20 protein-coding genes are annotated in these 21,373 nt (G+C 65.5%); 3 read left to right on the plus strand and 17 right to left on the minus strand.

What is annotated here, in order from left to right; translation table 11 throughout:
- Nucleotides 1–9 precede the first annotated feature (9 nt).
- The gene (locus tag QUV18_RS21705; RefSeq protein WP_300896254.1) at nucleotides 10–999 is read right to left on the minus strand and encodes a hypothetical protein; all 990 of its coding nucleotides are present in this window, start codon (nucleotides 997–999) and stop codon (nucleotides 10–12) included.
- 255 nt (nucleotides 1,000–1,254) lie between these two features.
- Between QUV18_RS21705 and QUV18_RS21710 the strand changes: the two genes are divergently transcribed.
- The gene (locus tag QUV18_RS21710; RefSeq protein ID WP_300896255.1) at nucleotides 1,255–2,931 is read left to right on the plus strand and encodes a formate--tetrahydrofolate ligase; all 1,677 of its coding nucleotides are present in this window, start codon (nucleotides 1,255–1,257) and stop codon (nucleotides 2,929–2,931) included.
- Between the two features lie 78 nt (nucleotides 2,932–3,009).
- On the plus strand, nucleotides 3,010–3,912 hold the full coding sequence (gene folD / locus QUV18_RS21715) for a bifunctional methylenetetrahydrofolate dehydrogenase/methenyltetrahydrofolate cyclohydrolase FolD (RefSeq protein WP_300896256.1): 903 nt from the start codon (nucleotides 3,010–3,012) through the stop codon (nucleotides 3,910–3,912).
- 268 nt (nucleotides 3,913–4,180) lie between these two features.
- On the opposite strand, the gene QUV18_RS21720 is transcribed toward folD, so the two are convergent.
- The 16 genes from QUV18_RS21720 to QUV18_RS21795 form a co-directional block, all read right to left on the minus strand.
- Nucleotides 4,181–4,606: a PaaI family thioesterase gene (locus tag QUV18_RS21720; RefSeq protein ID WP_300896257.1), complete on the minus strand. Its 426-nt coding sequence runs from the start codon at nucleotides 4,604–4,606 to the stop codon at nucleotides 4,181–4,183.
- 60 nt (nucleotides 4,607–4,666) lie between these two features.
- A complete protein-coding gene (pdeM, locus tag QUV18_RS21725) occupies nucleotides 4,667–5,329 on the minus strand; it encodes a ligase-associated DNA damage response endonuclease PdeM (protein ID WP_300896258.1) in 663 nt (220 codons plus the stop codon).
- Between the two features lie 53 nt (nucleotides 5,330–5,382).
- Nucleotides 5,383–7,788, minus strand: coding sequence for a ligase-associated DNA damage response DEXH box helicase (locus QUV18_RS21730; RefSeq protein WP_300896259.1), 2,406 nt, complete (start codon nucleotides 7,786–7,788; stop codon nucleotides 5,383–5,385).
- Between the two features lie 145 nt (nucleotides 7,789–7,933).
- On the minus strand, nucleotides 7,934–9,244 hold the full coding sequence (locus QUV18_RS21735; protein WP_300896260.1) for an ATPase: 1,311 nt from the start codon (nucleotides 9,242–9,244) through the stop codon (nucleotides 7,934–7,936).
- Nucleotides 9,245–9,357: 113 nt separating this feature from the next.
- Entirely contained in the window at nucleotides 9,358–9,858 is a 501-nt protein-coding gene (locus QUV18_RS21740) for a prepilin peptidase (RefSeq protein ID WP_300896261.1), read from the minus strand.
- Nucleotides 9,859–10,716, minus strand: a complete 858-nt coding sequence (locus QUV18_RS21745) for a tetratricopeptide repeat protein (RefSeq protein ID WP_300896262.1) — start codon at nucleotides 10,714–10,716, stop codon at nucleotides 9,859–9,861.
- A gap of 29 nt (nucleotides 10,717–10,745) precedes the next feature.
- Complete coding sequence (locus tag QUV18_RS21750) at nucleotides 10,746–11,294, minus strand: tetratricopeptide repeat protein (protein WP_300896263.1); 549 nt, start codon at nucleotides 11,292–11,294, stop codon at nucleotides 10,746–10,748.
- Nucleotides 11,295–11,321: 27 nt separating this feature from the next.
- Complete coding sequence (locus QUV18_RS21755; protein WP_300896264.1) at nucleotides 11,322–12,299, minus strand: type II secretion system F family protein; 978 nt, start codon at nucleotides 12,297–12,299, stop codon at nucleotides 11,322–11,324.
- A 4-nt stretch (nucleotides 12,300–12,303) separates the two neighbouring features.
- On the minus strand, nucleotides 12,304–13,272 hold the full coding sequence (locus QUV18_RS21760; protein ID WP_300896265.1) for a type II secretion system F family protein: 969 nt from the start codon (nucleotides 13,270–13,272) through the stop codon (nucleotides 12,304–12,306).
- A 5-nt stretch (nucleotides 13,273–13,277) separates the two neighbouring features.
- Complete coding sequence (locus QUV18_RS21765; RefSeq protein ID WP_300896266.1) at nucleotides 13,278–14,723, minus strand: CpaF family protein; 1,446 nt, start codon at nucleotides 14,721–14,723, stop codon at nucleotides 13,278–13,280.
- Nucleotides 14,724–14,738: 15 nt separating this feature from the next.
- Nucleotides 14,739–15,977, minus strand: coding sequence for an AAA family ATPase (locus QUV18_RS21770; RefSeq protein ID WP_300896267.1), 1,239 nt, complete (start codon nucleotides 15,975–15,977; stop codon nucleotides 14,739–14,741).
- A 250-nt stretch (nucleotides 15,978–16,227) separates the two neighbouring features.
- Nucleotides 16,228–16,884: an OmpA family protein gene (locus QUV18_RS21775; RefSeq protein WP_300896268.1), complete on the minus strand. Its 657-nt coding sequence runs from the start codon at nucleotides 16,882–16,884 to the stop codon at nucleotides 16,228–16,230.
- 16 nt (nucleotides 16,885–16,900) lie between these two features.
- Entirely contained in the window at nucleotides 16,901–18,319 is a 1,419-nt protein-coding gene (locus QUV18_RS21780) for a type II and III secretion system protein family protein (RefSeq protein ID WP_300896269.1), read from the minus strand.
- A gap of 225 nt (nucleotides 18,320–18,544) precedes the next feature.
- The gene (gene cpaB / locus QUV18_RS21785; protein WP_300896270.1) at nucleotides 18,545–19,414 is read right to left on the minus strand and encodes a Flp pilus assembly protein CpaB; all 870 of its coding nucleotides are present in this window, start codon (nucleotides 19,412–19,414) and stop codon (nucleotides 18,545–18,547) included.
- A gap of 177 nt (nucleotides 19,415–19,591) precedes the next feature.
- Complete coding sequence (locus QUV18_RS21790; protein WP_300896271.1) at nucleotides 19,592–19,798, minus strand: hypothetical protein; 207 nt, start codon at nucleotides 19,796–19,798, stop codon at nucleotides 19,592–19,594.
- A gap of 188 nt (nucleotides 19,799–19,986) precedes the next feature.
- Nucleotides 19,987–20,175: a hypothetical protein gene (locus QUV18_RS21795; protein ID WP_300896272.1), complete on the minus strand. Its 189-nt coding sequence runs from the start codon at nucleotides 20,173–20,175 to the stop codon at nucleotides 19,987–19,989.
- A gap of 409 nt (nucleotides 20,176–20,584) precedes the next feature.
- Here QUV18_RS21795 and QUV18_RS21800 point away from each other — a divergent pair, with 409 nt between their 5' ends.
- Nucleotides 20,585–21,367, plus strand: a complete 783-nt coding sequence (locus QUV18_RS21800) for a lytic transglycosylase domain-containing protein (protein ID WP_300896354.1) — start codon at nucleotides 20,585–20,587, stop codon at nucleotides 21,365–21,367.
- The last annotated feature ends 6 nt before the right edge of the window (nucleotides 21,368–21,373 follow it).

Genomic DNA, 21,373 nt, shown 5'->3' on the forward strand with positions numbered 1-21,373 from the left:
GTCAGGGGGTTACATGACCCGGATGTAGTAGTGGTAGACCGGCACGACATAGGCTTCGCCCTGGTCGTTGGCCGCCTGGTCTTCATTCGCGGTCATGTCGGTGTCGGCTTCGGCCGAGCTGCCGGTGCCCTGGGTCGTGCCATCGGCGGCGTTGTTGGCCGCGCTTACGCCGCCGGTCGTATCGGCGTTGTCGGACAGGCCGTCGGCCGCGACGCTGGTGTTGTTCTCACCATCGACATAGTCCTTGGCGCTGGCCGAGCTGCCGCCACTGGCGGCGTCGCCACCGGTCGTGGCGTTCGAGCCGCCTTCGGCCTTCAGGCCGGCCGGCTGGGCCGCCCAGACGCCGGCGCCGCGGTATTCCTGCGGGGAAATGCCGCCGCTGCTGTCGGCGTCGAGCTCGTCGAAGCGGGCCTGGATGGCCTGATCGTCGAAGCTGGTTTCGGAGACGTCGGTCTCGTACTCGCTGGCCGTGATGATGCCGTCGCCGTTGGTGTCGTGCATCTTGAAACGCTGGGTGGCGGCGCGGGCGAATTCCTCGCTGGTTTCCGAGTCGGAGCCGCCATAGCTCATGGCGTCCTGGGTCTCGGTGTCGCCGTCTTCCCAGGCGGTCTGTGCCTGGTCGGCCCAGTCTTCGGCGCTGAGTTCGGACGTGTCGTCATCGGCGAGGTGCGACCAGTCGGCCATGTTGTACTTGCCCTGCTCCTGGCCGGTTTCGGCGGCGTCGCGGGTCATCTTCTCGGACTTGCCGAGGCAGTCGACATATTCCTGCTTGGTGATCTCGCCGTCTGAGTTGGCGTCGAGGGCGCCGTAATCCTGATCGCGCATGTCCTCGATCTCGGCGCGGGTCAGCTTGGCGTTCTCATCGGTGTCGCCCCAGTTGAAGGCGTTCTCGCAGATGTTGTTGCCTGCGCTGCTGGTGTCGGCGGTATCGGTCGCGGCGAGCGCGGGGGCACCGGCCAGCATGGTGGTGGTCAGAAGCGTGGTGAAAATCCGTGTCATTCTTTTCCTCCTTTCAGGAGCCGGGAGGATCCCGGCGGGCGATCTGTCGCCGCCTTCTGACCTGCCAACGGGACCTCCCCCTTTCGGGTTCCATGGGAGCCGTCGGGCGCAAACCGTTTCCGATATGAAACGATTCCGCCGCCTCTCGCCGCAAGAGGTGCGGGAAATGTCGGATTCGCAATTCGCTTGTTTTGCGGGGTTCTGTATTGACCGCACCGAGAGACTCCGCCGCCTGCGGCCACCAGAGGACCAGACATGAGCCACAAATCCGACATCGAGATTGCCCGCGAAGCCAAGAAGAAGCCGATCCAGGAGATCGGCGACAAGCTGGGCATCCCGTCCGACCACCTGCTGCCCTATGGCCATGACAAGGCGAAGGTGAGCCAGGAGTATATCGACTCGGTCCAGAAGAACGGGACCGGCAAGCTGATCCTGGTGACCGCGATCAACCCGACGCCGGCGGGCGAGGGCAAGACAACGACGACCGTGGGCCTGGGCGACGGGCTGAACCGGATCGGCAAGAAGGCGATGATCTGTATCCGCGAGGCGAGCCTCGGCCCGAACTTCGGGATGAAGGGCGGCGCCGCCGGCGGTGGGTACGCGCAGGTGGTGCCGATGGAGGACATGAACCTTCACTTCACCGGCGATTTCCACGCGATCACCAGCGCGCACAGCCTGCTGTCGGCGATGATCGACAACCACATCTACTGGGGCAACGCGGCCGATATCGACACCCGCCGGGTGACGTGGCGGCGCGTGGTCGACATGAACGACCGCAGCCTGCGGCAGATCACGTCGAGCCTTGGCGGGGTGGCCAACGGGTTCGCCCGCGAGGACGGGTTCGACATCACCGTGGCGTCGGAGGTCATGGCGATCCTGTGCCTTGCCTCGAACCTCAAGGATCTCGAGGAGCGGCTGGGCGCGATGATCGTGGCCTATCGCCGGGATCGCACGCCGGTCTACTGCCGCGACATCAAGGCGGAAGGGGCCATGACCGTCCTGCTGAAGGACGCGATGCAGCCGAACCTGGTGCAGACGCTGGAGAACAACCCCGCCTTCGTGCATGGCGGCCCGTTCGCCAACATCGCGCATGGCTGCAACTCGGTCATCGCGACGACGACCGCGCTGAAGATCTCGGATTACGTGGTGACGGAGGCCGGCTTCGGTGCCGACCTTGGCGCCGAGAAGTTCATGAACATCAAGTGCCGCAAGGCCGGACTGGCGCCGTCGGCGGTGGTTCTGGTCGCCACGGTGCGGGCGATGAAGATGAACGGCGGCGTGGCCAAGGCCGACCTTGGCGCCGAGAACGTGGAGGCCGTCAAGAAGGGCTGCCCGAACCTTGGCCGGCATATCGAGAACGTCAAATCCTTCGGCGTGCCGGTGGTGGTGGCGATCAACCACTTCGTCAACGACACCGAGGCCGAGATCCAGGCGGTGAAGGATTACGTCAAGGAGCATGGCGCCGAGGCGGTTGTCTCGCGGCACTGGGCGGACGGGTCGAAAGGCTCGGAAGACCTGGCGAAGAAGGTGGTCGAGGTGGTCGATGCCGGGAACGCGAATTTCGGCCCGCTCTACCCCGACAGCATGCCGCTTTTCGAGAAGATCGAGACCATCGCCAAGCGCATCTATCGCGCCGACGAGGTTCTGGCCGACAAGAAGATCCGCGACCAGCTGAAGCTGTGGGAAGAGCAGGGATACGGCAACCTGCCGGTCTGCATGGCCAAGACGCAGTACAGCTTCTCGACCGATCCGAACCTGCGCGGGGCGCCGGTGGGGCATTCCGTGCCGGTGCGCGAAGTGCGGCTGTCGGCGGGGGCCGGGTTCGTCGTGGTGGTCTGCGGTGAGATCATGACGATGCCGGGCCTGCCCTCGAAGCCTGCGGCCGAGAACATCCGGCTGAACGACGCGGGCGAGATCGAAGGGTTGTTTTAAGAGGTTGGTGGGTTGACACCCACCCTACGGTCAGGTCGTAGGGTGGGTGGAACCCACCATTTTGTCAGGGATGGATAAATGACCGCTCAGATCATCGACGGGAAAGCCTTCAGCGCGAAGGTTCGGGAAAAAGTCGCGGCGCATGTCGCGAAACTGAAAGACGAGCACGGGATCACGCCGGGCTTGGCGGTGGTCCTGGTGGGCGAGGACCCGGCGAGCCAGGTCTACGTGCGCTCGAAGGGTGAGAAGACCGTCGAGGCGGGGATGAACTCCTATGAGCACAAGCTGGACGCCGGCACGTCGGAGAAGGACCTGCTGGCGTTGATCGACCAGTTGAACAACGACCCGGACGTGCATGGGATCCTTGTGCAATTGCCGCTGCCGAAGCACCTTGACGAGGACCTGGTGATCAACTCGATTAGCCCCGAGAAGGATGTGGACGGGTTTCACATTTCGAACGTCGGGCTGCTGGGGACCGGGCAGAAGAGCATGGTGCCCTGCACGCCGCTGGGCTGCCTGATGATGCTGCGGGAGCATCACGGGAGCCTGTCGGGGATGGATGCGGTCGTGATCGGGCGGTCGAATATCGTGGGCAAGCCGATGGCGCAGCTTCTGCTGGGCGATAGCTGCACCGTGACGATCGCGCATTCGCGGACGAAGGATTTGCCCGAGGTGGTGCGCCGGGCGGATATCGTGGTGGCCGCGGTGGGCCGGCCGGAGATGGTGCCGGGTGACTGGATCAAGGAAGGCGCCACGGTGATCGATGTGGGCATCAACCGGATCGATGCACCGGAGAAGGGCGAGGGCAAGACGCGGCTCGTGGGTGACGTGGAGTTCGCGTCGGCCTCGGAGCGGGCGGGGGCGATCACGCCTGTGCCGGGCGGTGTCGGGCCGATGACGATCGCCTGTTTGCTGGCCAATACCGTGACGGCCTGTTGCCGGGCGAACGGGGTGCCGGAGCCGGAGGGGCTGACGGCCTAATTTGTCGGGTTTTTGAATGAAGGGCGCCCCGGGGGTTCCGGGGCGTTTTTTTTGTATGAGGGTGTTAGGTGGGTTGGCACCCACCCTACGGTGCGGAGACGCGCGAGGGCCTGCCCGTGGGGTGGCGCTGCCCACGCTTGGAGTTGGTACTTTATGGTGGCCAAGCACATCCGACATTCCAGCGTGGCGTGACGACCGCAAAAGCGCCAGCCCGTGGGGACGGGCAGGCGCTCGCGCGGCGGGCTTACGCCCTTGATTCCGCGCGATGTCAGGCGGCGGGCTTCACCGCGATCGTGGTGCCCATGAGCATGGCGATGTGCGTCTCTTTCCCGTCCTGCACGGCGTAGACATCCGATTGCACGATGACCAGCCGGCGGCCGGGTTTGATGACCTTGCCGCGGGCGATGAGCTTCTCGCCCTGGCCGGGGGCCAGGAGGTTGATCTTGAGCTCGGTGGTGAGGATTTCGGCGTCGTCGGGCATGACCGAGAGGGCCGAGTAGCCGGCGGCGGAATCGCCGATGGCGAAGGTGAGGCCGGCATGGGCGAAGCCCTGTTGCTGGAGGCTGCCGGGGAGGATGGGGGCCTCGACCTCGATGGCGCCGGTTTCGAGATGGCCGAGGCGGGCGCCGAGGGTGGTCATCATCGACTGCTTGGCGAAGCTTTGGCGGATTTTCTCTTCCATTTGCGGGGTCATGGCGAGCCTTTCCTGTTCGCTTCGCAGGGTAGCGGGGCGGCGCGGGAAGGGGAACGGGTTTCAGCGGGGCAGGGGCACGGCGTGGGGCACGGGGCCGGTCAGCACGGCGATGGCCTCGTCGCGCATGAGGGGGGCGAAGGCGCGGTCGTTGCTGCGCAGGCCCCCTGTATAGGTGCCGTAGGCGGGCATGATCACGCGGTCGGCGTCGATCAGGAAGGCGGGGCGGGTGATGGCGCGGCCGCGGGTGCGCAGGGTGGTTTTCGGGTGGTAATGGCCTGAAATCTCGCCGCTTTGGCCGGGTTTGGCGATGTGGCGGAAGGTGAGGGGCGGGAGGGGAAGCTCTGCGAGGTGGGTGCCGCCGAGTTCCACGGGGCCGGGATCGTGATTGCCCTCGATCCAGACCCAGCGGCGGCCGGCTTGGAGAGCTGCGATCCAGAGTTTTTCCTCGTCGCGCAGCGCATCCGCCGCGGCGCGGTCGTCGAAGCTGTCGCCGAGGCAGATGACGGTGGTGGCCTCGGTCAGGCGGAGATCGTCCTCGAGGCGGGAGAGGGTATCCTGGGTTTCGTAGGGGGGCAGGTAGCCGTCGCCCAGCCGGGCGCGGCGTTCGGCCTTGCCCAAGTGCAGGTCGGAGATGCAGAGCAGCCCCTCGGCGGGCCAGTAGAGCGCGCCGGAGCCGAGCGCCACGAGCGGCGCGCCTGCGAGGGAGAAATCATGCCCGTTCATGCATTGTTCTTCGCTTGGAAAGGGGGCGATTTCAAGGCCCTGCGCACGGAAATTCAGGTGGAGAGGCCGGCGGCGGCCATGAGCCGCTCGGTTTCCTCGGCCAGCAGGCGTTCCTGTGCCGCGCCTTCGACGGGCATGCGGCCGTGTTCGAGGAAGAGGGGGGCGGCAAAGGGGGTGACGCGGGGCAGGCGGAGCAGGTCGATGCGGCCGTCGATGCGGGTGATCATTTCCTCGATGCGGCCGAAATCGATCAGGCCGCGCATGGCCTCGGTGCGGGTGATCTGCAGAAGGAGGTGGTCGGGGTCGTACTTGGCCAGCGTGTCGTAGAGGATGTCGGAGGAGAAGGTGGCCTGGCGGCCGGATTTCTTGGCGGACGGCGTGTTGCGCTGGATGAGGCCGGCGATGGTGGCCGAGGCGCGGAAGGTACGTTTCATGAGCTGGTTGCCGGCGAGCCAGCGGTCGAGCCCGTCGCGGAGGGCGGAAAGCTCGAAGAGCGGGCCCGGGTCGGTGAGCGGGTCGAGGCCCCAGATGAGGGTGGCGTAATCGGTGGAGACGAAGCCGAGGGGGTGAAGGCCCAGTTCCTCCATCCGCTTGGTGAGGATGAGGCCGAGGGTCTGCTGGGCGTTGCGGCCGGCGAAGCCGTAGATGCAGGCGTGTTCGCGGCCCTCGTGGGGGAAGCTTTCGATCAGCAGCTCGCCGGATTTGGGCAAGCGGGACATCTCGGCCTGCAGGCGGAGCCAGTCGGCGGTGTGGGCGGGGAGCGAGGACCAGTCGCCGCCGTTCAGGAGCGAAAGGATGCGCTGGCTGAGCTGGGTGGAGGTGGCGAACTTGGTGCCGCCGAAGACGGCGATCTTGGGCTGGCGGCCGCGGTCGCGGCTGACCTCGACGGTCATTTCACGCAAGCCCTCGTAGCGGACGATCTCGCCGCCGATGAGGAAGGTGTCGCCGGGGGTGAGGGAGGCGGCGAAGGCTTCCTCGACCTCGCCCAGGGGTTTGCCGCCGCGGGAGCGTTGCATGCGGACCTTGAGGAGGTCGGTGTCCTGGATGGTGCCGATATTCATGCGGATGAGGCGGGCGCTGCGCGGGTCGCGGAGGTGCCAGAGGCCGTCGGTCTGCTTGAGGCGCTGCCATTGGTCGTAGGCGCGGAGCGCGTAGCCGCCGGTGGCGCAGAAGTTGAGGCAGGCGTCGAATTCGTCGCGGGTGAGATCGGCATAGCCGCCGGCGGTGGTGACCTCGGCGTAGAGGTCGGAGGCCGAGAAGGGGCCGGAGCAGGCGCGGATCAGGATGTGTTGGCAGAGCACGTCCTGGGGGCCGCGGCCGCGCGGTTCGCCGTCGAGGTCGTGGTCGCGGACGGCTTGCAGGGCGGCCTGGCATTCGACGACTTCGAAGCGGTTGGCGGGCACGAGGAGGGCCTTGGAGGGAGCGTTGTAATTGTGGTTGGCCCGGCCGATGCGCTGGACGAGGCGTTTGACGTTCTTGGGCGCGCCGACCTGGATGACGAGATCGACATCGCCCCAGTCGATGCCGAGGTCGAGCGAGCCGGTGCAGACGATGGCGCGGAGGAGGCCCTGTTGCATGGCGGCCTCGACCCGTTCGCGCTGGACCCGATCGAGGGAGCCGTGGTGGATGCCGATGGGCAGGCTTTCCTCGTTCGCGAGCCAGAGGTTGTGGAAGAAGATTTCCGCCTGCGCGCGGGTGTTGTGGAAGATGAGCGTGGTGCGGTGGCGGCGGACCTGGTCGAGGACGGCGGGGATGGCGTAGGCGGCGCCGCCGCCGGCCCAGGGGGGCCGTTCCTCGGTGGTGAGCATGGCGATGTCGGGTTCGGGGCCGGGGTCGGCCTGGAGGATGTCGCAGGGGTCGGGGTGGCAGGCGAGGAGGCGGGCGATGGCGGCGGGGTCTTCGACGGTGGCCGACAGGCCGACGCGCCGGAGGTTCGGGCAGAGGGCCTGCAGGCGGGAGAGGGCGAGCATGAGCTGGTCGCCGCGTTTCGACTCGGCCAGAGCGTGGATTTCGTCGATGACCACGCGTTTGAGGCCGGCGAAGGTTCTGTGGGCGTCCTCGTAGGAGGTGAGGAGGGCGAGGCTTTCGGGGGTGGTGAGCAGGATATGGGGCGGGTCGGCGCGCTGGCGTTTCTTGCGCGACGACGGCGTGTCGCCGGTGCGGTCGTCGATGCGGATGGGCAGGCCCATCTCGCTGACCGGGGTGGTGAGGTTGCGCTTTATGTCGGCGGCCAGCGCCTTGAGGGGGGAGATGTAGAGGGTGTGGAGGCCGTCGTGATCGGTCGTGGCAAGGTCGACCAGCGTGGGCAGGAAGCCCGCCAGCGTCTTGCCGCCGCCGGTGGGGGCGATGAGGAGCTGCGCCGGGGCGTCGGCGCGGTCGAGCATGGCCTGCTGGTGCGGGTGGATGTGCCAGCCGCGGGCGGCGAACCAGTCGATGAAGAGCGGGGGCAGGGTGGTCATGCCCCGGTATCTAGACCGGCGGGGGGGCGAGGGCGAGGGGTGTTTGCTCGCCGGCCCTTTCGGGCCGTCTCGCGCCGTTCTGCTCGTCCGCCCTTGCGGGCGGCCTCGCGGTTCCGGGGGAGTGAAGCGGTCGGCTATCCGGCCGTCACTTCACGATCTTCTCGTCCGCGACGAACATGTTGGCCCAGGCGCGGTCGATCAGTTCGGGGGTCATCTGGTAGGGGATGCCCTCGAATTCGCAGGTGGCGATCATCTGGTCGATGAGGAAGACCGGCTGGTAGTTGGCGTAGATGTTCTTGATCGTCGGGTATTTCTTCTTGAGCAGGTGCAGGAGCGAGGCCTCGTCGAGCGGCATCTGCTTCTTCTTGGCGACCATGGCGAAGATCTTGAGGAAGTCGGCCTGGCTGGGCCCGTCGATCTTGATCTTGAAGAAGATCCGGCGGAGCGCGGCCTGGTCGAAGATCTCGTTGGGGTGGAAGTTGGTCGAGAAGATCACCAGCGTGTCGAAGGGCACCTCGAATTTCTCGCCCGATTGCAGGGCGAGGATGTCTTTCGATTCCTCGAGCGGCACGATCCAGCGGTTGACCAGCGCCTGCGGCGGTTCGGCCTGGCGGCCGAGGTCGTCGACGATGAAGATGCCACCGGAGGATTTGAGCTGCAGCGGCGCCTGGTAGGTGCGGGCCGTGGGGTTGTAGACGAGGTCGAGCATCGACAGCGACAGCTCGCCGCCGGTGACCACGGTGGGGCGTTCGCAGCGGACGTAGCGGGTGTCCCATGTGCGGCGGCGGCGGAGGCTCTTCGGGTCGTCGGTTTCGACCTCGGCCTTGGAATGGACGATCGGGTCGTAGACGGTGATCACCTGGCCCGCGTACTCGATGGCGCGGGGGACGTAGATCTTGTCGCCCATCGCGTCGCGGATGCCGTTGGAGATCGAGGACTTACCGTTGCCCGGCGGCCCGTACATCAGGATCGAGCGGCCGGCCGAGACGGCGGGCCCGAGATAGTCGAGCAGGCTGTTGGGCAGGACGAGGTGGCCCATGGACTGGACCAGTTCCTCGCGCGTGATCTGGATGTTGCGGATCGACTGGCGCTTGACCTGTTCGCCGTAGACGGCGAGGGGCACGGGCATGGCGCCGAAATATTCCGATTGCGAGAGCGCGTCGAGGGCACGGGCCTTGCCGCTGTCGGTGAGCTGGTAGCCCATTTCGGAGCCGGCGGTGGCGCTGAGCGTGCCCATCGCCTCGACCATCGACTGGGAGCGGGCCATGTCCATCAGTTCCTGGGTGACGGCGCGGGGCAGGCAGATGGCTTCGGCCAGGTCGCTGACGAGGTCGAGGTTCTTGCGGAACATCGTCTTGATCAGGATGTCGCGCATCATCACGACGGGGAGTTGCATGTCCTCCAGCCCCTTGGGGGGCGGGGGTGGCTGGACGCCCTGGGATGCCTGCATGTTCATTGGAGTCTGCCCCTGTTGTCGGTTCCGGTCGGGGGCAATATCGGGGGGAAAAACGGTGAAAATGTGGAAGCGGGCGGGCGTGGTGTGGGCATCGCGGCGCGGATGGCCGGGCGTCAGGTTCCGTAGGCCGCGCCGAGGGCGAGGTAGACGATGAGCGTGGCGCCGAGGGCAAAGCCCATGGGGAACTTGCGGCCGCGGTCCCAGCTTGTCCAGTCGGGGGCGAGGCGGCGGAGCGCGGTGTGCTTGGCGATGCGGTGGGTGACGAAGCAGGCCAGCAGGTTCGCCGCGAAGATCAGGCAGAGCGGGCCCACGTCGCCCGGGTCGATGAAGGGGGCGGCGGCGGCGATGAACTTGCTGTCGCCCGCGCCCATCAGGCCTATGACGTTGGCGCCGAACATCAGCACCAGCACCACCACCATGGTCAGCAGGCGCCAGGGGTAATCGGCCCAGGGCAGGGCGATGAGGCCGACCACGAGGAAGACCGCCGCCAGCGCCAGCACCGATAGGTTGGGGATGCGCATGGCGGACAGGTCGCTCCACATCACCCAGAGGCAGAGCGGGACGACGAAGGGCAGGAACCAGAGCGCCTCGGATGGCGAGATCGCGAGGGCCATCTAGTTGCTCACGTTGGCCTCGAGCGCGGCAAGAGACCGCGCGGCGGCCTCGAAATGCTGGGGATGGGTGTCGATGGCGTCGCGCAGGAGGCCCTTGCCGATGGTGGTGTCGCCCTGCTTGATGGCCGAGAGCGCCAGCGTGTAGAGGAGCTGCGCCCGTTCGGTCTGGGAGGTGTCGACCACGGGCAGGGAATAGTTCTTCTGCGCGCCGCGGGCGAGGACGAGGTTGTTCTTGGCGGTGAAGAGCGTCTTGTCCTGCCGGATGGCATCGGTGAAGAGGCGTTCGGCCCCGGCATAGTCGCCGCGGGTCAGCTTGGAATAGCCCCAGTTGTTCATCACCCCGGCGGGGCGGGTGGTCAGGCCGATGGCGGTTTCGTAGAAGCTGTCGGCTTTCTGCCATTCCTGGTTGCTGTCGGCGACCATGGCCTCGAGCCGGTAGCGCTTGAAGCTTTCGAAGGTCGGCGGGATGCGGTCGAGCACCTGCTCGGCGCGCTCCCAGTCGTTGTTGCGGATGAGGGCGTCGGCAAAATCGACGCGATCCTCGTCGGTGGCCTCGGGGTGTTCGGCCACGGTCTTCCATGCCGAGACGGCCTCGGTCGAGCGCTTGGCGCGCACGAGCGACTTGGCAAGGCCGCGCGACAGTTCCAGCCGTTCGGGCTGTTCGCCGGTGGCGCGCTGGAAATAGGAGACGGCCTCGTTCGGGTCGGCCACGGAGAGCATAACGTCGTTGAGGTTGGTTTCGTCGACCACGTTGACGCCCTGGAAGGCGCGGTCGACATCGGTGCCTGACTTCTTGTCGCATGCGGAAAGCGCAAATGCGCTGACAGCGCATACGCTCATGATCATCAGTTGGCGCATTTTTGCGTCCTTTTACTGCCCTTGCCTCGTCATGGTATCTTGCGGATCAGGTAGTCGCTGGTGCCCCGCCGTACCAATTTGTAATCTTGTTCTTCCTCGGGAGTGTACTCGGAAATTTCGGATTTTTCGAGTGCTAACCGCAAATTGTCGCGAATTGAGTCACTTTGGCCATTATCGAGGGCGTAGGCGCGGCGGAAGACCTGTTCCGCTTCCGCAATTTCGCCACGTTCCATCAGCACGACGCCCAGATTGTTCCAGATTTCCGGGCTGCGCTCGTCCTTGTCGAGCGCCTGGCGGAGCAGGCGTTCGGCGGTGTGCAGGCGGCTGAGCTTGAGGTTTGCGGTGCCGATGCCGGAGAGCACCTCGGCGGTCATGCCCTGCTGGAGGGCGGCGCGGGAATAGGCGTCGATGGCCAGTTCGTATTCGCCCGCATCCATCAGCCGGTGCCCGACGAGCATGCCGTCGACGGCTTCGGCACCGGACTTGATGCCCGGCGCGAAGGGGTTGTCACGCGAAACGCCCTCGCTGCATGCAGCAAGGGCGATGCAGGTCAGGAAAACTGCCCGTGCCCGTATCATGTCTGCCCCGCCATTTCGGCGTTGTGGTTACTTGCCCGCCATCGTGAACAGTTCCATGATGCCCAGAACCGACGGCCCGACAAGGATGATCAGTAGTGGGGGCACTGTAAACATCATCGTGGACAATGTCATCTTCGTCGGCAGCTTGTTGGCCTTTTCCTCGGCGCGCATGACCCGTTTGTCACGCATCTCGCTGGCGTAGACCCGCAGGGCGTCGGCGATCGAGGTGCCGAAGGTCTGCGACTGGATCAGCACGGTGACGAAGCTGGAGATGTCCTGGACGCCGCAGCGTTCGGCCATGTCGCTGAGCACGGAGGGCTTGTCGCGGCCGGCTTTCATCTGTTGCGAGACGATCTCGTATTCCTGGGCCAGCGCCGGGTAGGAGGCTTGGATCTCGCGGGCGACGCGGACGATCGCCTGGTCCATCGACTGGCCCGCCTCGACGCAGGTGAGCATCATGTCGAGACTGTCGGGAAAGCCCTGTTCGATCTCTTCCTGGCGCTGTTGCAGGCGCTTGGTGACCCAGTACTTGGGCAGCATGTAGCCCACGCCGCCCGGCCCGAGCGTGTACATCAGCGTCTGCTGGGTGGTGGTTTCATCGTTGGAGACGAAGAAGACGAAGTAGATCACGCCGAGCACCAGACCGCCGAGGCCGAGGGCGAACTGGGCGAAGTGGAAGTAGCGCACGGCGTCGCGGTCGCGGTAGCCGGCCTGCATCAGCGTCAGGCGCATCTTGCTGAGCGCCTTCTCGTCCTGCGGTTCGAGGAAGGTGGCGTATTTCTCCAGCTTCTCGTTGCGCGACTTGGCGCGCAGGCGATCCTTGCCGGAGTCGGGGGCCTTGCCGGAATTGTTGGCCTTCTTCAGCTTTTCGAGCGGGTCCTGGGACTGTTTGATCAGGATCGGGATGCAGATCAGGATCAGGACCACGCCGAGCGTGCCGACGGCAATCAGCGGGCCGAAGGGGCCGAGCTGATCGGTGAGGGTTCCGGTGAGTTGATCGAGCATGGCCTCAGACCTTGATGTTCACGAGCGACCGCATGACGAAGATGTTCGTCACGAGGAACCCGCCCACGGCGATACAGGCCGGGATAAAGAGCGGGTGGGTCATCGCTTCGTCGTAATAGTCGGGCTTGACCATCTGGATGCCCACAAGGGCGAGGATCGGGAAGGCCGACAGGAAGTTGCCGGACCACTGCGCCTCGGCGGTGATGGCCTTGACGCGGCGGAACAGGCGGAAGCGGGCGCGGATCACCTTGGCGAGACCGTCGAGGATCTCGGCCAGGTTGCCGCCCGATTGCTGCTGGATGGTGACGGCGACGGCGAGGAAGCGGAGATCCTGCATTTCGAGCCGTTCGGCCATGTCTTTCAGCGCCTCGCCCACGTCGCGGCCATAGGCGCTTTCGTCGGCGATGATGCCGAACTCGGTGGCGAGCGGGTCGGAGACCTCGTTGGCGACGATGGAGATGGCCGACGAAAAGGGGTGGCCGACACGCAAGCTGCGGACCATGAGTTCGATCGCGTCGGGGAGCTGTTCCTCGAGCAGCTGCATGCGCTTGGAGGCCTTGGAGTTGATCCAGACGAAGACGCCGCCGATGCCGATGCCGATGGAGACCGCGGCGCGGACCGGCACCTCGGTATCGGTGCCGACGGTAAGCCCGGCGAAGGCCACGACCGACACCGCGCCCATCAGCATGATGAGCTGTTTCGGGGTGAAGGCGATGGCCGCCTTCTGCGCCTTGGAGGACAGGATCGCGTAGATCGGGATGTTGCGCGCCTTGAGGTGCTGGGTCATCTCCTTGCGGAGTTTCTCCATCACCTGCTCGCGGTTGCCCATCTTGTCGAGCATGTCGAGCCGGCGGTTGACGCGGCTGTTGAGGCTGATCGATTTGCCGAAGACGGTCAGGTAGATGCCCTCGACGAGGACGAGCACGCCGAAGAAGATCAGGCCGTAGATGATGGGTTCGATACTGAGGCTCATGTGCGTTACTCTGCCGCGACGGGTTCATAGATGCTGGGGGGCAGGTCGTAGCCCCACAGGCGGAAGCGTTCCGAGAAGTTCGAGCGCACGCCGGTGCCGGTGAAATGCCCGATGATCTTGTTGTCGGGGGTCAGGCCGGTGCGCTGGAAGCGGAAGATTTCCTGCATGGAGATGACATCGCCTTCCATGCCGGTGATCTCGGTGATCGAGACCATGCGGCGCGAGCCGTCCTGGAGGCGCGAGGCCTGCACGATGAGGTTCACGGCGCTGGCGATCTGGCTGCGGACGGCCTTGAGCGGCATCTCGATGCCGGCCATGGCGACCATGTTCTCGAGCCGCGAGATGCCGTCGCGGGCGTTGTTGGCGTGGATCGTGGTCATCGAGCCGTCGTGGCCGGTGTTCATGGCCTGCAGCATGTCGATCACTTCCTCGCCGCGCGTCTCGCCGACGATGATGCGGTCGGGGCGCATCCGCAGGGCGTTCTTGAGACAGTCGCGGGGCGAGACCTCGCCCTTGCCCTCGACGTTGGGGGGGCGGCTTTCCATACGGCCGACATGCGTCTGCTGGAGCTGAAGTTCGGCGGTGTCCTCGATGGTGAGGATGCGTTCGGAGTTGTCGATGAAAGACGAGAGCGCGTTGAGCGTGGTCGTCTTACCCGAGCCCGTACCGCCCGAGACGATGACGTTGAGCCGGGTGGCGACAGCGGCCTGGAGGTAGGCGGCCATTTCCTCGGAAAAGGCGCCGAAGCGGACGAGATCGTCGATACCGAGCTTGTCTTTCTTGAATTTCCGGATCGAGACAAGGCTGCCGTCGACCGCGATGGGCGGCACCATGGCGTTGAAGCGCGAGCCGTCGGCGAGGCGGGCGTCGACGTAAGGGTTGGATTCGTCCACGCGGCGGCCCACGGCGGAGACGATCTTGTCGATGATCCGCAGGAGGTGTTTTTCATCCTTGAAGGTGACGTCGGAGAGCGAGAGCTTGCCGTCGCGCTCGACGAAGATCTGGTGCGGGCCGTTGACGAGGATGTCGTTGACGGTGTCGTCCTTGAGCAGGGTTTCGAGCGGGCCGAGGCCCTTGACCTCGTCGTAGAGCTCTTGCGTGAGGGTGGAACGGTCTTCGCGGTTGAGGACGATCGAGCGCTCTTCCAGCACCTCGGCCGCGATCGAGCTGATCTCGGCGCGGAGGTCGGATTCGGTGGCGGTGTCGAGCGCCGCGAGGTTGAGGTTGTCGAGCAGGGAACGGTGCAGGTCGAGCTTGATCTCGGCCAGCCGCTCCTTGCGCTTGCGGTCCTTGTCGATCGGCGAGGGCGCGGCCGCCTGCGTGGGCGAGGGCCGGCGCAGCGAAGTGGGCTTGGGCGCCTCGGCCTGCTGCGGCTTGGGCATCTCGACCGGGGTCTTGACCTTGGCGGCCTGTTCGGGCGCGGCGCCCGATTTCTTGTAACGAGAGAACATGTGTTAACTACCTTTTCAAGCCGCTTCCTCGGCGTCGGGCTTGCCGATTTCGTGCAGGGAGGCGGCCAGTTTGGCGATTTCCTTGCGCAGCGGGTTCTTGGCCGCCGAATGGGCGAGCGGCGTGCCGTGATCCCCGGCCTGGGTGACGACGCGGCCGCCATCGGGCAGCTGGACCTCGATGCTGATCTCGAGGCTTTCGGCCATGCGCTTGACGCGGCTCTTGCCGTTGAGATCGGTGAACTTGGGCGAGCGGTTCAGGCAGAAGCGAAGCTTCTCGACCGGCAGGTCCTCGGAGCGGAGCGCGCGTTTGAGGCGCAGGGCGTTCTGTGCCGAGCGCATGTCGAGCTCGAGCGTCACGAAGTAGATCTGCGCGGCATTGAGCACGGTTTCCGTCCACTGCACGAGGGTGGCGGGCATGTCGACGATCACGTAGTCGAATTTCGAGCGGGCGAATTCGAGCACGCGGCCCACATCCTCGGGCGTGATCATGTCGAGGGGCAGCATGTCGGTGGGCGCGGTGAGCACCCAGAGCTTGTCCTCGAAGGCGATCAGCGACTGCTTGAAGATGTCTTCGTCCATCGATTCGGTGTCGGACCACATCTCGAACACCGCGTCGCGGCGGGGCAGGTCGAGATAGGTGGCGGTGGAGCCGGTCTGAAGCCCGAAATCGAGCAGGCAGACGCGCGGCGGGTCGTTCTTGTCGACGGTGGCCAGTTCCCAGGCAAGGTTGACGGCCATCGTGGTGGCGCCGGTACCGCCTGCAAGGCCCTGGACGGCGAGCAGGACGCCGTCGCCGGGCGTGTTGCCGGCGGCGAAGGGGGTGCCTTCGACGGTGGCCTGTTCCTCGCGCCGGCGGATGCGTTCGATCGCCGCCTCGAGCTCGCCCTCGGGAAGGGGGTAGGGCACGAATTCGTCGGCGCCCTGGCGCAGGAGCTGGTGCAGGACGGCGGGGCTGACATCCTCGGCGATGAGGATGACGCGGATGCCGCGGGCGCTTGCCATGGTGATGATTTCGCTGAGCAGCGGGATGTCGTCCTCGTCGGAATCGTCGATCGCGACGGCGGCGAACTCGATTCCGGCGGCCTCGGGCTGACCGAAGAAGGCCAGCGCCTCGTTGATGTTCAGATCGCCCCAGGCTTCGCCCAGCGCGGCTTCCATGTCCTCGATGAGCAGGTCGAAGTTCTGCACATCTCGGCTGACCGTGCAGGCGACAAGCGGTATCTGGTCCGTATTGCTGCTCTCACTACTCGTCATTCCGGGTCCCATTCATCAATCTGCGGCGCATCGGTGCGCCCCTGCGCCCCTCGCAGCGCCGCCCCCGATCACGTCCCGGGGAACTCGTTATGGTGGGAACTTCGCCGAAAATCTGGGCAACATTTGGGCCAAAAAACTCCAATTGTGCGGAAGCGGTAGACAAAAAAAGCCCGCCATTGTGGCGGGCTTCTTCAGGTGGCCCGGCAGTTGCCGGACAGGGAGATTCCGGTGTGGCGGCCCCGAAGGGCGCCTATTCGGCGGCGCCCGCCAACTCGTTGCCGACGATCTGCAGTGTTGTCGGGGACGTGGCGCTTTCGACATATTCGCGGTAGACGACCTCGGCATACTTGCCGTCCATGATGATCGGGTGGGAGGCCACGAAGCCGCTGACCTCGGTGACGGTGCGGCGGTTGCGGCGCTCGCGGCCCTGGGTCATGACGACGGGCTGGGTTTCGCCGAAGGACGCCACGGCCTCGAGGCGCGAGCGGCTGATGCCCTGGCTGGCGAAGAAGTTCACCACCGCCTGGGCCCGGCGGAGCCCGAGGCTCTTGTTGTAGGAGGGGGAGCCCACGAGGTCGGTGTGGCCGTAGACCCGGAAGCGAACCTCGGGAAACTGGCGGATGAAATGGGCCTGGCGGCGCAGCACGTTGACGGCGGTGGCGTCGAGCCGGGCCGAGTTGAAGGCGAAGTTCACCGTGTTGCCGACCTCGCTGGCGAAGCGGCGCGACAGATCGACGGCGTAATGCTTTTCGCCGGTCATGACCTGGGTGTTGTTCATGGTGGAATTGCCGAAAGTGCCGCCATCGGTGATGGAGCCCGATTCCGAGTAGGACCGGAGCACTTCGGTGGGGTAGGAGCACGCGGTCAGCGCCAGAAGGGCCGTTGTCGCAATGAGGGGTCGTTTCATGGCGCTGTCCTCTCGCCTAGTCCATTACGTAGCCGTAGGAGCCGTTGAAATCCTGCCGGGCGACTTCGCCTGCCGGGCTGTTCTCGGGGATGTCGCGGGCGACGCGGCCGTCGAGGAACAGTTCGCGTTCGCTGGGGATGCGCACGCGGTCGGTGGGCAGGGCCAGCGCCTCGCCCGTGGTGGGCGTCACGAGATGGGCCGAGACGATGATCACCAGTTCGGTCTGGGCGCGCTGGTAATCGGCGCTGCGGAAGAGCGCGCCGAGCACCGGCACGTCGCCGATCCAGGGCACCTGGCCGCTGTTGTCGCGGAAGTCGTCCTGCAAAAGGCCGGCGATGGCGAAGCTTTGCCCGTCGCGCATGGCGACGGTGGTGGAGGTGTCGCGGCGGCGGAAGGCATTGACGGTCAGCCCGTCGACGACAAGCGCGTTGGCGGCGTCGATCGAGGAGACGGCGGCCGCCAGTTCGAGGTTGATCACCCCGTCATCGACGACGCGCGGAATGAAGTTGAGCTCGACGCCGAAGGGCTTGAACTCGATCGTGGTAACGCCGTTTTCCTGGGCCACCGGGATCGGGTATTCGCCGCCGGCAAGGAACTTGGCCTCCTGCCCTGACAGGGCGGTGAGGTTCGGTTCGGCCAGCGTGCGGACGACGCCCTTGGTTTCCAGCGCCTCGAGCAGGATGCCGACCTCGGTCGAGCCGATGTCGAAGCCGAAGGCGATGGCGCCGTTGTTGCTCTGGACCGAGGGGATGGCGCCGGCGAGGGTGTTGAGCACGGCCCCTTGGGTGTTGGTGGTGTTGGTGCCGCCGATGACGCCGAGGCCGGAATTGTTGCGCCCGTCGATCGAGAGCGATGTGCCGAGCGCCTTGGAGACGCTGCGCTGCATCTCGGCGAAGCGGACCTTGAGCATGACCTGGTGCTTGCCGGCGACCGACATGAGGTTCGAGACGCGTTCGGGCGCGTAGCGCTGGGCCAGTTCGAGGGCGCGGTCCATGCGGGTGGTGCTGCTGACCGTGCCCGAGAGCACGATGCCGTCATTGGCAGAGCGGACCTCGATCGCCTCGCCCGGCAGGACCTGGCGGAGCCGTTCCTTGAATTCGGAGATGTCGGCGCTGACGCGGACCTCGACATTGGTGATGAGGCGGCCGGTAGCGTCGAGCAGGGTCAGGGTGGTGCGGCCCGGCGACTTGCCAAGCACGTAGATCGTGCGGTCGGACAGGGTCGAGAAGTCGGCGATGGCCGGGTTGGCGATGCTGAGTTCCGCGAAGGGCACGTCGCTTTCGACCACGACCGCCTGGTTCATGGTGATGCTGAGGTCTCGTCCGGTTCCCTTGCGGACGACCTGGAGCGACTCGGCCATGGCCGCGCCTGCAATCGGCCCGTACGCCAAAACCAGCCCCGCCAGGGCGGCCTTGAAAAAGCGCGTAATTGTCATGTGACCTGCCTTTCCGATCACGCCTCGAGAAGCGGGTCTTGGCGCCCGCATTTCCGTCAGGATGTGCTAATTCCGAAATTTTTGCAAGAATCAATGACTTTCGGCCCGGCTTTGATGAAGTTTTTGCGGGATCGTTGCGCGAATGAAACCCTTTTCCTGTGCGCGGGAATGCGAAAAGGCGCCGCGGGGGGCGGCGCCTTTGGATGTCTCGTCGGGAAAACCGGGTCAGTTCGTGCAGGGGATCGGGGTCTCGATCACTTCGCCGCCGCGCCGGGTGCGAATGGTGCAGACCTCCTGCTGGACGGGGGCGCTTTCGACCACCTGTTCCTCGATGCCGAGCAGGCTGCGCTGATCGACCTCGATCGCGTCGGCGATGGAATCGTCCTCGGCGCCAACCAGCGACAGGGAGAGACGCCCGGTCGATTGGGCCTGTGCCAGCGCGGCCACCTGTTGCGGGCGGGCCGACACGGTGACGGTGCGGGCGATGGTCGCCTCGGTGGTGTCGGCGTTGGCCTCCTGGTCGACGGCGATCAGCTTGACGTTGGTCTCGATCAGCTTGGTCACGTCCTTGGCGCCGCGGCCCTCGAGCTGGGTGCCGGAGGTGGCGGACTGACCGGTCCAGTAGATGTCGACGCGGTCGCCGGGGCGCAGGAAGCCCGAGACGCCGCTGGTGACGTCGACGTTGATGGCAAAGGCGCGCATGCCGCGTTCGAGCTGCGAGGTGATGCCGGCCTCTTCGCCGGGGCCGGTCACCTTGACGGTGAGGATCGCCTCGTTGGGTTCGATCGAGCGCAGGACGGTGCGCGGCTCGGCCTCGCCCTTGGGGAAGAGCGCCTCTTCCGTCTCGAACACGCCTTCGGGCAGCGACATGGCCGGGAAGGGGGTGAGACGGACGTCGTCGAGGTTGAGCTCCTGCCCGTATTTCAGTTTCTTGGTGGCGACATAGATCTCGACCGTGTCGATGCCGGGGTCGCGGTTCGACCGCTCGTGGGCCAGCTCGGCCTGGTACCGCTGGATATAGCTCTTGGCCATGTAGACGGCAAAGCCGGCAAGGCCGAGGCCGAGTATGAGGACGAGTCCGAAAACCAAACGCATGGCCTTATCCTTTCGATGGACTGCTCTTCGTGCGGCCCCTCTCGGGCCGGTTTTCCGGCAGATGTTCTGACGCGGCAATATGGCGAAAGAAGGGAAGGCCGGTGGCGGTTTGACGATTGTTCCGCCCGCGATCGGGCCTGCGCGGTGCCGCCGGCAGGCCGGCGCGGCGGGCCGGGGTCAGCTTTCGGCAGTGACCTGCTTGCCCGAGACGGAGGTGCCGATATCGCTCGACAGGACGTCGATCGCGCCGCTGATGCTGGCGGTCGATACGGCGGCCAGGCCCACGACGCTGGCGACGATGACCACCCATTCGGCGTTGGCGGAGCCGTCCTCTTCGCGGAGGTGGGTCTTGATCATGCGGCGGATACTGCTGGGGAGTTTCATGTCGGGCTCGCTCTCGTGTCTTGTCGACCGGCCGGCCGTTCGCATTGCGACGGCGGTCCGGATCCTGTGTCAGATCAAGGGATGGGCCGAGGCCCGGTGACCACGCGACGCGTGCCCTCGTAGAAAAGCAAATGGCCGCGAAATCGGAACTTCGCGGCCACGTGCATGTCGTCAGGCGAAGGCGCCTATTAGTCGCCGTTCGAAACCGACTTGCCGGAAACGCCCGTCTGGATCGAGCTGGCCAGGGTGTTCACACCGCCGGAGACGGTCGACACGCCGGCAACGCCCAGGCCGACAACAGCTGCGGTCAGAACGACCCAGTCAACAGTCACGGCACCTTCTTCGTCGTTGCGGAATTTTTTGATGAACTTGATCATGGTTGGTCCCTCCAAAGGATCACTTGGGTTTCAGTTGTTCGTAACCGTTTCAGCTTTCTGTGGGCCGCCTCTCTCTAAGGCCCGCTGCCGTTGCGGTATGAGCAGATATAGCCAGTGGAATCGGGCAGGATTTGGGCGGCTTTGGTAGCATTTTGTGAATCGGAATTTTTTTGGCTTGATGGGGGTTAACTATCTGAAATAGAACGATTTAAAAGTTAAAAATTTGTCTTGCAGAGGTGGATTTCCCGGCTTTTGGGCGGAAATCGTACCTGTTTCCGTTTCTGTGGCGGGCACAAAAGCCGTGAAACAAATCCATTTTTGAGATAGGGTCTCGCAAAAAGAACGAGGCAGTGCAGTGAAACCCTATATTATATGCGCGGCGGCGCTGGGCCTTGGCCTGTGCGGTGCGATGCCCGGTTCCGCGGACAGCCCGCCGCCCTATCCCGATTTCACCTTCAAGATGTCGAAACCGCCCAAGCCCGGCACCAAGAAACGGATCAACGTGCAGATCGAGCCGGGCGACCAGGTGGTCGCGAAACCGTCGAAGCCGAAGCCCGAGGAGAAGGAGAGCGGCACGCAGAGCGCCGCCGCGGCCTCTGGGCGGTATGACTGGTTCTGGAGCAAGGTACCGCCCGGGCTGGCCGAGGACCCCGCCCTGCGGCTGCGGAGCGCCTTTGCCAGCCTCGAGGACGGGCCGGGCGGGGTAAAGGTCGCCGGGCCGCGGCTGCAGGCGCTGCAGAACATCGCCTCGGCCCAGGGGGCCAACATATTGCGGGCGACGATCGGGACGGACGTGTCGCCGGCGCTGGTGCTGGCGGTGATCTCGGTGGAGTCGGGCGGGCGCAGTACCGCGGAGAGCCACAAGGGCGCGCAGGGGCTGATGCAGCTCATGCCCGATACCGCGACGCGGTTCGGGGTGACGGACAGCCTGTCGAGCGATCAGAACATCAAGGGCGGGGTCGCCTATCTCGACTGGCTGCTGAAGGAGTTCGGGGGCGATGCCGTGCTGGCGCTGGCCGGGTACAACGCGGGAGAGAACGCCGTGAAGCGCCATGAGGGCGTGCCGCCCTACAGCGAGACGCGGGATTACGTGCCCAAGGTGCTGGCGGCCTTCCAGGTGGCCGGGGGGCTGTGCAAGACGCGGCCCGAGCTGATCACCGACGCCTGCGCGCTGAACCTGGCGGTGAAGTAGGTGTAC

Source organism: Roseovarius sp., assembly GCF_030373445.1.
Lineage (GTDB): Bacteria > Pseudomonadota > Alphaproteobacteria > Rhodobacterales > Rhodobacteraceae > Roseovarius.

Excerpts from the sequence above, each read along its gene's own strand:
- pdeM (WP_300896258.1), bottom strand. The coding sequence starts at position 5,329 with ATGAACGGGCATGATTTCTCCCTCGCAGGCGCGCCGCTCGTGGCGCTC.
- QUV18_RS21770 (WP_300896267.1), bottom strand. The coding sequence starts at position 15,977 with ATGACGAGTAGTGAGAGCAGCAATACGGACCAGATACCGCTTGTCGCC.
- QUV18_RS21775 (WP_300896268.1), bottom strand. The coding sequence starts at position 16,884 with ATGAAACGACCCCTCATTGCGACAACGGCCCTTCTGGCGCTGACCGCG.
- QUV18_RS21745 (WP_300896262.1), bottom strand. The coding sequence starts at position 10,716 with ATGCGCCAACTGATGATCATGAGCGTATGCGCTGTCAGCGCATTTGCG.
- cpaB (WP_300896270.1), bottom strand. The coding sequence starts at position 19,414 with ATGCGTTTGGTTTTCGGACTCGTCCTCATACTCGGCCTCGGCCTTGCC.
- QUV18_RS21780 (WP_300896269.1), bottom strand. The coding sequence starts at position 18,319 with ATGACAATTACGCGCTTTTTCAAGGCCGCCCTGGCGGGGCTGGTTTTG.
- QUV18_RS21800 (WP_300896354.1), top strand. The coding sequence starts at position 20,585 with ATGCCCGGTTCCGCGGACAGCCCGCCGCCCTATCCCGATTTCACCTTC.
- QUV18_RS21790 (WP_300896271.1), bottom strand. The coding sequence starts at position 19,798 with ATGAAACTCCCCAGCAGTATCCGCCGCATGATCAAGACCCACCTCCGC.
- QUV18_RS21750 (WP_300896263.1), bottom strand. The coding sequence starts at position 11,294 with ATGATACGGGCACGGGCAGTTTTCCTGACCTGCATCGCCCTTGCTGCA.
- QUV18_RS21755 (WP_300896264.1), bottom strand. The coding sequence starts at position 12,299 with ATGCTCGATCAACTCACCGGAACCCTCACCGATCAGCTCGGCCCCTTC.
- QUV18_RS21765 (WP_300896266.1), bottom strand. The coding sequence starts at position 14,723 with ATGTTCTCTCGTTACAAGAAATCGGGCGCCGCGCCCGAACAGGCCGCC.
- QUV18_RS21705 (WP_300896254.1), bottom strand. The coding sequence starts at position 999 with ATGACACGGATTTTCACCACGCTTCTGACCACCACCATGCTGGCCGGT.
- QUV18_RS21730 (WP_300896259.1), bottom strand. The coding sequence starts at position 7,788 with ATGACCACCCTGCCCCCGCTCTTCATCGACTGGTTCGCCGCCCGCGGC.
- QUV18_RS21720 (WP_300896257.1), bottom strand. The coding sequence starts at position 4,606 with ATGACCCCGCAAATGGAAGAGAAAATCCGCCAAAGCTTCGCCAAGCAG.
- folD (WP_300896256.1), top strand. The coding sequence starts at position 3,010 with ATGACCGCTCAGATCATCGACGGGAAAGCCTTCAGCGCGAAGGTTCGG.
- QUV18_RS21740 (WP_300896261.1), bottom strand. The coding sequence starts at position 9,858 with ATGGCCCTCGCGATCTCGCCATCCGAGGCGCTCTGGTTCCTGCCCTTC.
- QUV18_RS21710 (WP_300896255.1), top strand. The coding sequence starts at position 1,255 with ATGAGCCACAAATCCGACATCGAGATTGCCCGCGAAGCCAAGAAGAAG.
- QUV18_RS21760 (WP_300896265.1), bottom strand. The coding sequence starts at position 13,272 with ATGAGCCTCAGTATCGAACCCATCATCTACGGCCTGATCTTCTTCGGC.
- QUV18_RS21795 (WP_300896272.1), bottom strand. The coding sequence starts at position 20,175 with ATGATCAAGTTCATCAAAAAATTCCGCAACGACGAAGAAGGTGCCGTG.
- QUV18_RS21735 (WP_300896260.1), bottom strand. The coding sequence starts at position 9,244 with ATGAACATGCAGGCATCCCAGGGCGTCCAGCCACCCCCGCCCCCCAAG.